This window comes from Mesomycoplasma ovipneumoniae (assembly GCF_033343935.1).
Taxonomy (GTDB): Bacteria; Bacillota_I; Bacilli_A; order Mycoplasmatales; family Metamycoplasmataceae; genus Mesomycoplasma; species Mesomycoplasma ovipneumoniae_G.
Genome location: NZ_JAWPGQ010000013.1, coordinates 13,245 through 28,703 on the forward strand (window position 1 = coordinate 13,245; position 15,459 = coordinate 28,703).

Consider the following 15,459-nt stretch of genomic DNA (forward strand, 5'->3'; position numbering starts at 1 on the left):
TTATCTACCTCCGATATTTTGGGCTTTTTGCATTATTGAATCGAGTAATGACTGCTCCATTTTTGGAAATGCAAGCGGAACTTCGAGTTGAGTATTTGTTGTTTTTTCCAAAAATTGGTTAACTACTGTTGCAAAATATGAACCAGCGAGCTGATCGTCAATAAATTCATTATTTGTGTATTTAGCAAAAATTTGTTTGGCAAACGGATCAGTTTCAATTAAGGCCTGAACAAAATTCACGACTTTTGTAGGATCAGCTACATCTTTTAAAAGACCTCAAGAAATTATTTTTATTCCCATTAAAACACTTGTTGGTGAATAATAAGAATAGCCTTTTTGAACTAAAAACTGCTCAACTTGTGATCCTTTAAAAAGTAAATCTGAAGTTTCTTTATTAAGATCATAGTCTAATTTTGCCAATTTAATCTGCTTTTGGTAGTTATAGTATAATGATGAAATTTCTTTGGAAATTGCGCGAATATTTTTTGCTTGAACTGATGAACCTGTCCGCGAAACACTAAGTCCAATATTTACTGCAGGAATTTTACCTTCGGCAAAAAGTGCTGAAGAAGTAATAATTTGACCGTCAGTGATTGAAATTACATTTGAAGAAACAAGTGCGGTAATATCATTGTCAACAGTTTGAAGAATTGGCAAGGCTGTAATTGATTTTCGTCCAATAAAACGACCTGAACGCTCTAAAAGTTTTGAGTGGGCAAAGAAAATATCAGCCGGAAAAGCTTCTTTTCCAATTGGCTGATTAGTTAAAAGAGCTACCTCACGCCAAACGCTAGCATGTTTAGAAAGATCATCAAAAACAATAACAACATCGTAATTATAACTAAGATTTTCAGCGTGTGCCATTGCAAAATAAGGAGCTAAATATTGGTCAAATGGACTTGTTGAAGCTGCATGAAGAACGATTGTGTTATTCATTGCCCCATTTTTTAATAAATCATGGTATAAAGAGACTAAATTTTGCCGTTTTTGACCAATTGAGACATAAATACATTTTGTTGTTGGCGAATTTTTCTGATTAATAATTGTGTTAATTCCAATATGTGTTTTTCCAGTTTGACGATCGCCGACAATAAGTTCACGCTGACCAAATCCAATTGGGTTAAAAAGATCGATTGACAAAATTCCGGTATAAACTTGACGATCAAGCAATTGACGTTGTAAAACACCGGCAGCAGTTGCAAAAGCTGAATGACGATAAGTTAAAAAAGTTTGTGGTCTGACTGATTTTGGCTCAATTATATTACCAGAAAGATCGATAATTTTCCCAAAAAATTCCATTGAAGTGGCCACCCGGTCAAAATCAGGTAACTCAACAAGTTCGTCATTAATTTCAACTTTACCTTTTTGGTTGTTAAAAAGTAAATAAGCTTGCATGTATGAGGCTTGAATTACTACCGCTTTAATTTCGGGTTTATTTTTAATTTGAAAAAATTGCTGCTCTTTTCAGTTGTATTGTCCTTTAACTAAAATAACATAGTCTAAAACTGAGGCGACACGTAATGACATTATTTTTCTCCTTGTTCTTGATTTTCAGAATTATTTTCAACTTTTTTTAATTGATTTTTTTTATAAACTAGCAATCTTGAAATTACAGCAATTGAGACTAAAATTACTGAAAGTGTCCCGACTATTAAATAAGCAAGATTATTTGCTAACCATTGACTTTGCTGTTCGCTGTTGAATTGTTCAATAAGTGCTGAAAAATTCTGAATTGGATCAGAGTTTTGTTGAGAGTTATTTGTTGAAGAAGATCCTTGATTTGCCTGAGGTTTTTCGTCAAAATAAGCAACATGACCTAATATTTGGTTTAAAAGATTGATTTGGCGTCCAAGTTTAGTCATTGCCACAAATTGATTAACTAAATTCGAACTTATTTTGTTAGACTCATTATGAAAAAGGGCAACTTTTTCGTGCGCCTGAGCAAAATAACGGTTAATATCTTCGCGAGTTAAATTCAATTTTTTGAGATTTTCGTCAAATTGTTTTTCTTTTTGTTCTGCTGCTTCTTTGTCAACTGCGTTTGGTTTTGCCAAATATTGGAAAAATTTGTCTTGAAGAACAATTAGGTTTAAAAAATAAATTAAATAATAATGAGATCAAGCTTTATTATTGTCAATTTCTGATTTTTTTAAGTAAGATAAAAACTGAAATTGTGAAGCCGAAAACACCGTTGCATTAGAAGAATTTATATAATCTTGAGCCAATTTTTTCTGAGCATCAAGAAAATCTTGGTTATAAAAAACTTTAGTTAATAAATAAAAGAAATTATAAATTGTTGTCTGTGAACCTGGAGAATAATAACGAATTTGGTCAAAACTAAACTGGTCTTGAATATTGAGTGTTGAAAAAAACTGGTCAATTACAGCAGTTACACCTAAATTTGAATTGTATAAATTTGTTGTTATTGCTTGTTTTTGAGCCGGAGTTGCCCCTTCAGGAAAATCAGTATAATGGGGAGTATCATAGACTTTTTCAGCTTTTGACTTGTCAGCCGGATCGCGAACTTGATTAACAAAGTCAACAATTTTTACTTTTGCATTAATTTTGTTTCCATCTTCTGAGACTGATTCAATAAAATATTTAAAACGTGAATTTAACGGATTTAAGAAGAAAAAAATGTTATTTTTTTCTTCTTGTGATGCTGAATTATAATGGTCAACTACTTGTTTAGGCGTCCAAGTTGCATATTGAGGTGCAATAATTGGCGGCAAATCGGGAGCAATTCGCACTTCAAATTCGGGTTTTTCGGCTACATCAGGTGGATTCTGGTTGGTAATTTTTTTAATTGCAAAATTAATTTGTTCCTGGGCTGATTGAGATGAGCTTGGATTTGGCAGTTGATTTAAAGTAAAATCAAGTAAAAGCGACTGTTTTTCAAAGTAGTTTTTAATTCAGTCATTTCAAGAAGTTATTCCTTCTTTGCCAATTGGCTTGCTTGCTAACAAAAGGTTTTCTTCAGTATCAGATTTGTCGGCAAATTTGTCAAGGTTAAAATTCTTTTTATAAACAGGAAATTCTTCTTCTTTAAAAAGATATTGTTTATATTGGGATGTAAGTCCTTGGAAATAAGTCTTAATTCGATTTTCAAAATCTTTGCCTTTGAGCGTGTTTGGAACTTCTGTTACTTTTGAGGTTTTAACATTATTTATTTTTTCATAATTATCATCATTGTTAGTTCCTCATTCAAGACCTTGGTAGTTTTCTTTGTCAAAACTAACATCACCACGTTTTAGTTTTAGATTATTGGCAAAAGCAAAAGGACTAATAATATTAAGACCAAATTCACTTGGGTTCTTTTTTAGACCTTCACGGTTTCGCTTGAAATAATCACGAAGTTGAATTCAGAAAAAACTTTGCTGTAGTTTTTCTTCAAGATTATCACGAGTTTTTGAAGCAATATCAGCAAGTTTAATTTTAATATCTTCGTCAACTTTATCAATAAATTGGTCAATTAATGATTCTTTTTGAGCTTCTCAGTAAGCTTTATTTTGCCTTAGCTCTTCTTCAGTAATTGGCTCGGCCTTTTTTTCACTTGTACCTGCTGAGGCTTGTCCGCCAGCGTTTTGGCCAGAATTTGCTGGTGGATTTGCAGGAGGCTGACTTGGATTTGCAGGAGATGGGGTAGTTTGTTGAAATTCAACAACAGGAGGGCTAAAAGTTGAAGCTGATGAAAGGAAAAATAAAGAAGAAATTGAAAAGACTGATAAAATAGGCGCAAAAACTAGTTTATTTTTTAATTTTTTAGACATGATTCACCTCGGTTTGAACTAAAAAAAACAGTTGCATCAAACGGTTTTGTTCATTTTCTTGTTTGGCAAGCATATAATTATTATACAATTCTAAATTTGAGCTTAGCTCTAAATTTGCTTGCATTTGCAATTTGTGCAAAAGTGTGTTTTTGCTTTTTTGATTTGATTTTTTCTGAATATAATATTCTTTTTTATCAGTTTTATAAAAAATCAAATCATCATAAAGTCGAATAGAAGCGCTATTTTCTAAGGAAAAAAGTAATGATTTGTGGGCAAAAAAATAAAAAATCCCGGAAGAAATTTCGATTTTTATGAGCGAAAAATCAAGATTTGAGACAATAAATGGTTCAAGTGGTGCAAAATATTTTTCCTGTTCAATATTAATATATATTTTGCAATCTTTAAAATTTATAGTTTTATTTTCAGGGGTTAAAATTCGGAAATTTCAAAGTTGTGATTCCATTTAAAAAATTCCTTTCGGTTTGCTCTTAATCAAGTTTAGCTCTTCAATTTCTAGCTCACGTTCAATTTTTAAAATTGTTGTCTTAAGACGTAAAATTTTCTCCTCGATTTCTTTTAAAAGGGTATTTTCGTGAATAAGTTTATTTTTATAGACGATAAATTGTGACTCAAGCAGTAAAACTTGCACCGATGTGGCAAAATATGTTTGAATTTGGGTTTGGTAAAATTCTTCAAAATTAGGGAAAAAACGGACTTTATCAAGGTTAGCTTTGAATTTGTCAATTGTTTCTTGAGTTGTTTCCATATTAAATTCAAACTGGTTTAAAGGGAAAATTGTTGCAATAAAATTGGGAATTTTATTTGAATAAACGGCCATTTTTACTGATGAAAACTGACGAGTTTTGAGTCCATATTCAATAACTTGACCAATTTTTACTGAATTTTCAAAGGAATTGTCTAAATTTTCAAAACTAGTTATGATTTTCATATTGTTTTTCTTTGCAAAATTAATTGCCCGAACACCAAGAGGAACAATAAAATCCTTTTCAGTATAATTTTCTAAAATTTTAGCTTCAATTTGATCAAAAAAGTTTTGCGTATATTTTTCATTTGATGAAGGATAAATTCAAAGATTAATATTCTGACGGGCAAAAGCTTTTTTGGTAAGTAGTGACAATTTTGCACTAAATGATCTTTGTGGACTAAATTGAGCAAGTAAAAACTGGCCAATCAAGAAAAATTCATAAACATTTCTTATTGTTCTTAAAAGAAGGTTAATTTGGATTAGAGAAATATTTCGATTTAGTGAAACTAAATCATAAATTTTGATGAAATTGTCTCTTTTTTCCTTTTTTTCATTTATGTTCATAATTTAAGACTCCCAAATTAAAGTATTTATCCTTTTTTATTTGGCTGGTTTTGATCTTCTAAACTTGATGCCAAAGAAACTTCGCTGAAAATAACCTTAAGTGTTTTTGTTTGCGGATCTAGAAAAACAATGCATCCTTCGACAACTTCAACAAAACGGCTTTTGTTGGCAATAAAATCTCAAGCAAGTGTGTTTAGATTCCCAAGAAGTGCTGAAAATCTTGAATCAGAACTATCTGAATAAAAATTACTTGCTCTAACATTTGAAGACTCAACCTGAGCAATTATCGGAACAAGCCCTTTTGAACCAAAACGACTTGAACGTTGCCAAGAAATAACAAAATTTTTAAACACTAATTCTGTGGTTGACTTATAAGAGTCAATAACTTTTTTTTGGTATTTTTCTTTCATTGAGGATTTTGCTTTTTGCGAAGATACAAGCAGAGTTAAATTCATTAGTGCATCAAAACTAATGAAATTAGGGTGATTAATTAAATCATAATAGTCGCGAAACTCTGTTTTTGTATCAATTTGGGTTGGATTTGCTTGCTTTTTTGTTCCGAAAATTTTCATGATTTGTTCCTTATTTTTTAACTTTTAGATTTGGAAATCTTAGATCTAAGATGAACCTATTTGTTTGTTTTCAGTTTTTTCTTTTTGATCTTGAGATGATTTGTTTTTTGTTGTTAGAATTAAAGTATTTTTACCAATTGCAATAAATAAATTTGTCAAAACAAAAATTGCTAGTAAAAGAGTTAAAATCCCAAGAAAATAGAAACTATAGTCAATATAAAAAACTGATACTAAATCTTTTTGGTAGTCTTCTGGCTTAACTTGTGAAACGACTGAAGTATAAATATCAATATTCAATAAATAAATGAAATTAAAAATTGTGTATAAAACAATAAAAAAACTTACCATTAATTTCATCCAAAGCGGAAATTCGGGTTTAATTCTGACAAGAGCAAAATAAATGGTAAGGAAAAATACTAGCTGAGTTGAGTTTATCCAAATTGTCTCATGAACTGAATAACTTAAATATGAGACAACGAAACTTACAATAAAAGATAACAGAATAAAAATGAATGGAAGAGTATTTAATTGATAATCTTTAATTTTATTTTTTAGTCGAGTAAGATTTAAAACAAAATAAAGAATTAATAAAACAACATGAATCGAAATACCAATTATTGTCGGCAAATAATTAGGCACGATATTATTTCCAAAAGGAAGAAACTGAACAAAATTACTTATCGAATAAACAGTTATATAAACACTATATATAAAAATTCCAATAGCAATAAAAATTAAGACCGAAAGTGCTGGAGTATATTTTTTAAGTCGAATAAAACTTTGACGGTAAAAATAAATTTGCGGACTATAATATAATAAAGTTAATACTAAAACTCCCATTAAAATTGCAATTAAAATTAACGAATTAGTTAGTTTTGCAACTTCTGTGATAAAAGTATAAATTCAATTTGCAACTGGATTGTCATAAGTAACGGTCGAAACTGATGAGTTTTCAGGGGTCGAAAAGACCATTGAGGCAAAAATTCCAAATAAAGTACCTGATGTAACAATAGCAGAAGCCAAACTTATATGCTTAAAAGTGAAAAGCTTTTTATAGTCATAGTTAATTTTGTCATCTGTTCGCCCTAGCCAAAGTCAAAGGGAATAATCAAGTAAAATATAAATAAAAATTTGGGCAGAAATGCCAAGAATATGACTCCATTCTGTCGTTAGTCAAGCAAAATAAACAACTAAATTGACTAGTGAAAGGAACAAATATACTGATAAAATTATGTATTTATGCGTTTTATTTTTAAGGCCGAAAAATTTTAAACCTTTAAATAAAAAGATAATACTAAAAAATAATAAAAAAACTGATCTTGCAACTCTTGGAGCAATAAATTCGCGAATTTCATCATCAATAGGATTAAAAATTAGCGAAATACTTGAAACCCTTGAAATCGGGGCATTTTGGTCAATATCTACTATGTTCAGGAATGATCGACGGGCGTCAAAGAAAATTGCCGTGCTTAAACCGAGCAAAAATAGAATAAAAAGGACGCGAAGAAAAATACGCGCTAAATTCTTCTTGTCTTTCTTAGCTGGTTTTGCATTTAAGCTATAAGCCTCAGCACTAACCGCATTCATTTTGACCTCCTTTTTCGTGTTGAAATGCTAACATTATAACCTTTTTTTTTTTTTTTTGTTGACAAAAATGTAAAAAAAATTGCCTAAAAAAATATCTAATTTAAAATAATTTTTGTTTTTAGTGTTTTACTTTATAATTTTAGAAATGGTTAAAAAATTAATATTTAGTGATATTGACGGAACTCTTTATTGCGCTGATTTTTCCGTTGATAAGGAAACAATTGATTTTCTAAAAAATAATAAGGATAACTTTACCTTAATTTTAAATACAGGTAATCCTTTGGGCTCAAGAATTTTGCAAACAGCAAAACTCTTAGAAATTCGCTATGTTTTGACATCTAATGGTGCTTTGTTTAGTGATTTAAAAGAGGACAAACATACTTTAATTCACGGACCAATTTCACAAAAATCACAAGATTTTGTTTTTAAAATTGCCAGAGATTTAGATATGCAACTAAATTTTTGAACAAGCCAAAAATATTTTAGCTTTAATTTTAAAGAGCAAAATTATTCCTATTTTAACTACCCACTTTTGGATCCTGAAAATGAGGTATTTTTTACTGATAGCCCACAAAAAGATGTAATAAAATTAGAATTAATTGGCCCAAGCCAAGCTTTAGAAAAGGCTTATAAATTATTAGAAGAAGATGGCGATCTTGAAGGCGTTTTAATTAATAATATAAGTATTGAAATTGGTAAAAAGGGAACAAATAAAGGAAGTGCTGTTGAATTTGTAGCAAAAAGTTTTGGAATTGATGTCCAAAAAACAATGACAATTGGCGATAGTCCTAATGATATTTCAATGCTTGAAAAAACTAGTTTTTCTTATGCAATGGCAAATGGCTATGAAATTGTTAAAAAAACAGCAAAACTCAACACAAGCGCTTGCAATCAACAAGGGCTAGTTTATGCAATTAAAGACTTTTTATATCGAACAAAATTTGACTAAAAAAGTGTTTTAGTCAAATTTTGTTTAGTTTTTCTAATATTAAAATAATTAAAAAGTTTAAATTCAATTAATTTTAAATGGTTTTTTCTGTTGTTTGATTTGATAAAAATAAGCAACAAGTTGGATTGTCGAAATCAAGAAACCAATAATTTGAAAAATGAATGACGGAAGGTAAACGTCATTTTTTTCAATAACAAATTGCAAGAAAAAGTAGATCAGTCAAGCAAAGTTTAAGAGAAATAAATTTAGCAAAAAAGTAAGTGGGATAAATTTAGTTGTTTTGTTTTTAATACCTAACAAAGTTTGTGGTAAAAAGGCAATATTTACGCAAAATCCGGCAAAAATTCCGAGATATTTAGCATAAAAAACAAGATTTCCTAAAGAAATGTTGGCCCAAAAGAAAATTCCAAGTAGTACAATCAGTAGAAAAACTGTTAATGCAAAAGACAAAAAACTAAAATTTATTAGTTGTCTTCTTGTTGTTTTTGCTTTAAAAATATAAATTTGAGCTAAAAAAATAAAAGTAGAAAGTCCGCTAAATACTTGCGGAATAAAAACTTGTAAATCACGAATTGCAAAGCCTAAAAGTGCAAATCCAAAAATTCCCAAATAGTAAATTCATCAGCTTAATAATGAAACTTTTGGTGGTTTTTTTGCTAAAAAAGTATTTATTACTAAAGGTAAACCGATTATCGAAGTTAAAGAAGCTGCAATTCAACCAATTATTGTTATATATGTCATATCTCCTGCCTAAAAAATGAACATTATACTACAATAATAAAAAAATAATAATTGTTACACCAAAAAATATTAAAGTAGAAATTGAATCTGTTACAGTTGCTAAAATTGGCGCTGACATAACAGCAGGATCTCTTTTTGTTGCTTTTGCAATCATTGGAATTATTGCACCAAGAATTTTAGAAAAAATAATTACAGTTAAAAGTGAGAATGATGAGGCAAAAGAAATAATTAAAACATAATCGCGAATCGTTAAATTTGAGATTGAATTTTCGGGAATTTGCGAGTTTTTAATCTCGCCTGAGAGAGTAAAATAAATTACTAACCGTATAAAGTTAAGAACCATCAAAACTGTGCCAACAATAGCTCCAACGCCAATTTCTTTTAAAAGAACCTTAGAAAAAAAGTTAGAACGATTAATTTCCTTTAATGAAATCGAGCGGACAATTGTTGTTGCTGATTGGGAACCAGCATTTCCGGCTGATCCAGAAATTACCGGGATCATTGAGACAATTGTGGTAATAAAAGATGAAAGGCCAATTGATTTAATTGAATCATTTTCGCTAATTGCATCAGTGAATTTTTGAATAATAAATTGTGACAAAGTTGAACCAAACATTAAAATTATTAGTCAAAAAACACGGGATTTAACAATCTGGATTATTGTGGTTTTAAGATAAGAATCCTCAACTTCTTGCGGTAAAATTCCGGCTAATTTATAAATATCGCTTGTTGCTTCTTCTTTAACAATGTCAATAATATCATCACTTGTAACCATCCCAATTAATCTTTGGGCGGTATTTACAACTGGTAAAACGGAAAAATCATTTTTAGCGAAAACTTCAGCGGCATGCTCTTTTTTGTCAGTTGTTACTAAAAAAGGAACTTGAAAAACTATTTTTTCAATATTTAAATTAGGATCAGAAAAAACTATATCTTCAAGTGTCGCAGCGCCAATCATTTTTTTTTGCGAATCAACAACATAATAATAATGGACCAATTCAGAAATATCTTTATATTTACGGATTTTTTCAAGCGCTTGGGCACAAGTTAATTCATTTGAAAGATAAACAATATCAACGGACATAAAAGAGCCGATTTGATTTGAATTATATTGTAAAAGTTGGTTAACCCTTTTTCTTGTATCTGGATCAATATTACGCAAAATTCGTTTGGCAACATTATCAGGAACTTCATCTAAAAGCTCAACAATTTCATCAGCATAAAGTTCATCAAGAAGTTGATTCATCATCTCATTTGGCAAACTGATGACTAATTCTGATTGAATTTCAGGTGAAAAAAAGGTAAAAATTTCGCCGGCTGTAACGGTGTCTAACATTCTAAAAAATAAAAGACGCTGAAATTGACTAAATTTAGATACTTCTTCAGCTACTTCTGAAAGTGGTTTTTGGTTTGTGTATTCACGGACTTGATTAATTTTTTTATTGTTTACTAAATCAATTAACAAAGAACTTTTTGGTTCAAAATTTTGCATTAAATGTTATTTTTTAGCAGTATTTGTTTGACTTGAATTTAGTTCTTTTGTTAAAACTTCAGTAAAAGTTTCAAGATTTGTAACCTTAAAAAAATTTGCATCACGAACAATCACAACCTCACCACTTTGTTCTGAAACAACAACTGTTATTGAATCAGAAACCTCAGAAATACCTAAAGCAGCCCGGTGGCGGGCGCCATATCGGTCTTCAAGTGTTGATTCAGAAACCGAAAAATATGTTGAGGCATACAAAATTCGGTCATCAACAATAATAACTGCCCCATCATGCAATGGCGAACTTTTTTGAAAAATAGCGATTAAAAGCGAGGAATTTATTAAAGAATCAATTTTTACCCCGTCAGTACGGAGACTATCAAGAAGAATGTTACGTTGCAAAGTGATAATTGCACCGACTTTATTTTTGGACAAATATTTAACTGCAAAATAAAGTTCATAAACTATTTTTCTTTGTGTAGATATGCCTAAATCAACAAAACTACGACTAACTTTGTTTTTATGCAGTGTTTTTATATGATTGTAAACAAAAAAGACTGCAAAAAAAAGACCTAAAACTAGGGTTAATGCTGAAATTATCAAAACAACAATATCTAAGTCCATAATAGCCCCTTTTTTACTTTATTTAAAATATTATATATTAATTTTTTGTTTTTGACAAACAATTAATTTTAATTATTTTTTACAGCTTTTTACTACCGAGTTTCCCTACTTGATGAGATAATCTAAAAAATTGTCCGATTTTGGGGACTTTTTTAACACTCATGAAAGAAAAATCTATTTGCTAATCCAAATAAAGCAAACTAAAAAAGCTAAAATTTTAACTTAAAAAGCAAAATCATAAAAAAATACAACTACTATTTAAACTCAATGCAAATAGAAAGCTCGTTTTTACTTACATTGAGCCTAAAAAAATATGTGAAGTTTTGAAAGAACAATAATTAAAAGCCTTAATTTGTAGATTTCTAAACAGTTAAATTTAAGGCATTCCATTATATATAAAAACATAATGGAAAATTCGCACTATTTAATTTTTTTATGACAAAAACATCCTTAATTCCCCCTTAATTCTAAAATCTAAATTTACTAATTTATTCTTAAGTGAGTTTTATTATAACATAATTTTATTTTAGAACAAGCATTTTTTTTTTTTTTTTGCAAAAGGCTAATTTCAAAATTATAAAAATTAAGTTTTTATCCTCAAAAAACCCGGATTTATCGCTATTTTTGCATATTTATATTGACTAAAAAGTAAATTTTTACAATCAAGCCGTAAACTCAGGACAAACAATTATTTTTAATTATTTTTTTCAACTTTTTACTTTTTAAAAAAATATAAACTCCTTTTTCCTAAATTTTTTAAGAAAAAGGAGTTTATATAAAAGATTAAACAAAGTAAATTTTTTAAATAATACCAGCACCGTATAAAATAAACATAATCACAACAACAAGAATTACAGCAATCAAGGCAAAAACGATAAATCATAAAACATAAGAAGGAAGACCTCAAATTGTTGATTTTTCGGTTGCAACGATAATAATTTCTTCATCTTCATCCACGCTTGAAGTTGAAGCGGCAATTACTCGGGTAGCCTCGTCAACACTTAAATCACCAAGTCCAACTGAAAGTCCGCCAGATGATTGGACATTATAACCGCCAAAGCCACGTTTTGTGTTAAATAATTCATCATCAACGATTGAACTGTGATCACTACGGCTCAGATCTAGGAAAGCTTGATAGACAATTCCTTGGAATAATGGGATAATTGCTGGAAATTTATTTAGTTCTAAAGTCCCAATTTGTGGATAATAAGGGTGAATTTTAACTCAAGAATAATCAAGAACTGGCTCAACTATTTTTGGGATTTCGACTATTTGCGGAATTTCAACTATTTCAATTCGGGGAGGTTCGACTATTTCAATTTTAGGGATATCAACTATTTCAACAATTTTTTCATGAACAATTGGGCGACCATGTTTTAAAACTGAAAGTGGATCAACGTGATTGAAACTATCAGGGTGATTTCAGAAATTAATTACTTTTAATAAATAGTCAATTGAAATTCCTTTTTTGGCAAAAAGGTATTTACATGCTGGACAATTTTTGGCCTCAAGTAAAAAAGTACGATACTTTTGACAAAAACGGCAAGAATAAACATGTAAACAAGAGGCACAATTTTGGTTAAAAAGTGCATCTGACTCAAATAAATTATATCTTAAAAGTGCTCGAGATTCATAATAAGGATAAAATGAAAGTTCAGCAATTTTTTGTTCAATGTCGATATTTTTACTTTTAAGAATTAGCTGGCATGCTTGACATTTTCGGGCTTCACGATAATAAGCAGCTAATTTGCGGCATTTTGGACAGAAGAAATTATGATTGCAAGCTGGACAAGGCGAATTATAAGTTTGCTGTCAAATTAATGAGGTTAATTTTTGGAGATCATTTGTTCTTAGTTCTTTTAATTTTTTCTCAAGGTCAAAGTTTTGCTGCTTAAATTTAGCAAGGCAGGCTGGGCAATTTTTGGCCTCAAGTAAATAAGTTGCATATTTTTGACATCACTGACAAGATGCATTATGAAAACAAGCCTTACATTTAATATTATTTGCTAAATTATTATAATATGAATTGCTTCGGAGTAAATTTATCTTAGCATCAAGGTCAAAATTTTGTTCCTTAAATTTAGCAAGACAGGCTGGACAATTTTTGGCCTCAAGTAAATAGGTACGGTATTTTTGACACCAAGCACAAGTTGCATTATGGTTGCAAGCTTTGCAATTTATAGTTGATTTTAATGAAGCTAAATGACTAAAATGTGAATTATCACGAAGTAAATTTATCTTAGCATCAAGGTCAAAATTTTGTTGCTTAAATTTATCAAGGCAAGCTGGACAATTTTTGGCCTCAAGTAAATAGGTACGATATTTTTGACACCAAGGACAAGTTGCATTATGGTTGCAAGCGACACACTTGCTAAAATAAGGGTTTTTTAATAAATAAGAGGGGTAGCTCGGATGTGAAAGTTCACGAATTTTTTGGCTAATACTAATATTTTTAGCTTCAAAAAGCGCCTTACATTTAGGACAATTTTGAGCCTCATTTAAATAAGTGCGATATCTTTGACACCAAGAACAAAGGGCATTATGAACACAAGTTTTGCAAATTTTTGGCTCTTTTTTGGAAAAGCTAACAATTTTTTGGGCAGGAAGTCTTAGTTGGGAAATTTTTTCAAGATAGTCAAAATTTTTTTGCTTAAATCTATCAAGGCAAGCTGGACAATTTTTGGCTTCAATTAAATAAGTACGATATCTTTGACATCAAGAACAACTTTTATTATGTCCACAAGTCTGACAAGAATGAGATGAGTCTGAATTTTCAGGAGAAAAATCGCAATATTCTGAATGAATTTGGTGATTTTCTTCTTGAGCAAAATTTTCAGCTGTTTTTGACGAATAAATTTGATCTTCGGACTGATCATGATCAGAGTGATTGTCTTTTTCTAAAAGTTCATCTTCAAATTCATGGTCACTGACTTTTTCAACTAATGCTTGACTTACTGAGTCAACTTTTTCAAGCAATTCATTGTCAAATTCATCAGAAATATCTTGATTAAAAACTAAATTTGGCGAAATTTTAGCTAAATTTTGCTCATCTTCGTCTAATGATGAATTAAGGTCATCTTCTTGGTCTTCGTCTTGGTCAAATTCTTCTAAAATTTCAGAATCTTCTTCTAAATTAGATTCAGGAGTCTTTTGTGCTGAAATTTCTGAGTTTTCTAAATTAACTAAAGAAGAATTTTTGTCATCTTTTTGGTCTAAATCATCTACTGATTCAATAATTTCAAGCTCAACTAAATGACAAGGACATTCACTATTAAGTTCTTCAAGATGATTTTCATCATCGCAAACTGGACACTCAATTGGATGATCGGTGTTATTTTGCTTTAATGCATAGAGAATTTCTTCAATAGTTTTCTCATTTTCAGTAATTAAAATTTCGGTTTTTGGTTTTTCTTTGTTTATTTTAGATTTTAAACTTTGTAAATCAAAATCTTGTGATTGCTCCAAAGTTAAATTTTTAGGTTGACTAGTTTTTTGATTTGGCTGAGTTGATTCATTTAGATTGAAATTCGGGTCATCAGCCAAAATTTTAGCTATAAATTGTTCTTTTTTTTCTTGACTAAGTGACCTAAAATTAATCGCTAAAGGAAAGGAAATTACAGATCCAAATTTCTTATTACGCAAAACTCAAAGTCGAACTGGTGTTTTAAGACTTTCAATTTTTAGAAAAACATCAACTAGAGAGTTAAAAAGACCAACGGTTTCCTTTGCGAATTTTAGCCTATAATAACAGTCTTTTTCATTGTGAAACTCGTCACAAATCTCTGTGAGATAAAATCTTAACGTTTTGGTTTTGTTCATTTTTCTAGCGACTTCTTTTTGATCTTTATATTTAAAGTAATGTAAATTATAGTGTAAAATTTGTAATTATACTAATAAAAAATAAATTTTGCTTTTGAACAAACGCAAAATCTATTTCAATTTTAACATAAAACTAATAAATTTTAATGTTATTTTCACAAATTTTTCTATTTTTACATTTTAGTTTTGATTTTTTGCCTTTTTGAAAATTATACTATAATTTTAAAGCATATTTTAATTTTTTATATATTATTTTTTGCATTTTTTTTCATTTAACAAAAAAAATTGCAAAAATAAAAATTAAAGGGCTTATAAGACGAAAAAAGCTATAAATTCATAGCACAAAATTTATTTTCAGTTTTTTTAGATATATTAATTTATTAGTTTATCCCGAGTTTCCCGGTTTAATGAGATAATCTTAAAAAAGTGCGTGCCGTTTTTGGCCTTTTTTAACTTTTTTGGCAAACCCAGGAAAAATAACTATCAAAGCAAAAACACTGAATCTTAAATCTAACCATAATAAAAGAAAAAATACAACTACTATTTAAACTCAATGCAAATAGAAAACTCGTTTTTATTTG

The 15,459-nt window shown here is 29.5% G+C and carries 11 protein-coding genes; 1 reads left to right on the forward strand and 10 read right to left on the reverse strand.

The genetic code is table 4. The features are described from left to right. Genes R7X45_RS03220 through R7X45_RS03245 form a run of 6 tightly spaced genes read right to left on the reverse strand, consistent with a single transcriptional unit; the run spans nt 1 to nt 7,259 of the window. Nucleotides 1–1,527 (reverse strand): MSC_0619 family F1-like ATPase alpha subunit, encoded by a 1,527-nt coding sequence (locus R7X45_RS03220; protein WP_044283904.1) that lies wholly within the window; start codon nt 1,525–1,527, stop codon nt 1–3. Continuing rightward, on the reverse strand, nt 1,527–3,770 hold the full coding sequence (locus R7X45_RS03225) for an MSC_0620 family F1-like ATPase-associated subunit (protein WP_318055881.1): 2,244 nt from the start codon (nt 3,768–3,770) through the stop codon (nt 1,527–1,529). The genes R7X45_RS03220 and R7X45_RS03225 overlap by 1 nt, the downstream gene beginning before the upstream one ends. Then, complete coding sequence (locus R7X45_RS03230) at nt 3,763–4,233, reverse strand: MSC_0621 family F1-like ATPase epsilon subunit (RefSeq protein ID WP_318055882.1); 471 nt, start codon at nt 4,231–4,233, stop codon at nt 3,763–3,765. Before R7X45_RS03230 ends, R7X45_RS03225 begins: the two co-directional genes overlap by 8 nt. Next, nucleotides 4,234–5,100: an MSC_0622 family F1-like ATPase gamma subunit gene (locus tag R7X45_RS03235; protein ID WP_318055883.1), complete on the reverse strand. Its 867-nt coding sequence runs from the start codon at nt 5,098–5,100 to the stop codon at nt 4,234–4,236. A gap of 26 nt (nt 5,101–5,126) precedes the next feature. Then, complete coding sequence (locus R7X45_RS03240) at nt 5,127–5,672, reverse strand: DUF2714 domain-containing protein (RefSeq protein WP_318055884.1); 546 nt, start codon at nt 5,670–5,672, stop codon at nt 5,127–5,129. A 45-nt stretch (nt 5,673–5,717) separates the two neighbouring features. Continuing rightward, entirely contained in the window at nt 5,718–7,259 is a 1,542-nt protein-coding gene (locus tag R7X45_RS03245; protein ID WP_318055885.1) for an MSC_0624 family F1-like ATPase-associated membrane protein, read from the reverse strand. A 145-nt stretch (nt 7,260–7,404) separates the two neighbouring features. Between R7X45_RS03245 and R7X45_RS03250 the strand changes: the two genes are divergently transcribed. Further along, on the forward strand, nt 7,405–8,208 hold the full coding sequence (locus R7X45_RS03250) for an HAD family hydrolase (RefSeq protein WP_318055886.1): 804 nt from the start codon (nt 7,405–7,407) through the stop codon (nt 8,206–8,208). Between the two features lie 57 nt (nt 8,209–8,265). Here R7X45_RS03250 and R7X45_RS03255 read toward each other — a convergent pair whose 3' ends face one another. The 4 genes from R7X45_RS03255 to R7X45_RS03270 form a co-directional block, all read right to left on the reverse strand. Further along, nucleotides 8,266–8,949, reverse strand: coding sequence for a PQ-loop domain-containing transporter (locus tag R7X45_RS03255; protein WP_258824923.1), 684 nt, complete (start codon nt 8,947–8,949; stop codon nt 8,266–8,268). Between the two features lie 28 nt (nt 8,950–8,977). After that, on the reverse strand, nt 8,978–10,441 hold the full coding sequence (mgtE, locus tag R7X45_RS03260; RefSeq protein ID WP_258824922.1) for a magnesium transporter: 1,464 nt from the start codon (nt 10,439–10,441) through the stop codon (nt 8,978–8,980). A gap of 6 nt (nt 10,442–10,447) precedes the next feature. After that, entirely contained in the window at nt 10,448–11,059 is a 612-nt protein-coding gene (locus R7X45_RS03265) for a diadenylate cyclase (protein WP_044286159.1), read from the reverse strand. Between the two features lie 801 nt (nt 11,060–11,860). Further along, nucleotides 11,861–14,878: an IMCp domain-containing protein gene (locus R7X45_RS03270; RefSeq protein ID WP_318055887.1), complete on the reverse strand. Its 3,018-nt coding sequence runs from the start codon at nt 14,876–14,878 to the stop codon at nt 11,861–11,863. Nucleotides 14,879–15,459: the final 581 nt, after the last annotated feature.